At 51.1% G+C, this 360-nt stretch carries 1 pseudogene; it reads right to left on the reverse strand.

The annotated features are described in order from the left end of the window. A pseudogene (locus tag AACY45_RS28905) lies at positions 1-307 on the reverse strand (tetratricopeptide repeat protein); the annotation flags it as partial. Positions 308-360: the final 53 nt, after the last annotated feature.

The following is a 360-nucleotide window of genomic DNA, read 5'->3' on the forward strand; positions in this document are numbered from 1 at the left end:
TTTTTTTAGCGATTTTATAGAATGCGGCCGTTTCTATAATCGCTTCTGGGATGTGTTGAGCTCCAGCGCATCGAAAGTATGGTTCGGCCATTTGGTCGTCTTGCTTATCTCGCGGCAACTCAAATGAGAAGTGATTTCCGATTCTAACTTGGGCTAAAGGACTGCCCAATTGCGCGGCCCGGAACATATAGGAACTGGCCATCCGGTCCGACTTCAATACCCCGTGCCCACGCTCGGCCACCACAGCCCAATTGTAATAACCCAGCGGGACTTTGAGCTTTACCATACGCTCGTAGAGGTCGAGCATCTTGCTGATATCTTTTTCAACACCAGGCTGTCCGGGCCAGCCCGTGCGATAGA

Origin of the sequence: Pseudomonas sp. RA_35y_Pfl2_P32 (genome assembly GCF_963970735.1) — a bacterium.
Lineage (GTDB): Bacteria > Pseudomonadota > Gammaproteobacteria > Pseudomonadales > Pseudomonadaceae > Aquipseudomonas.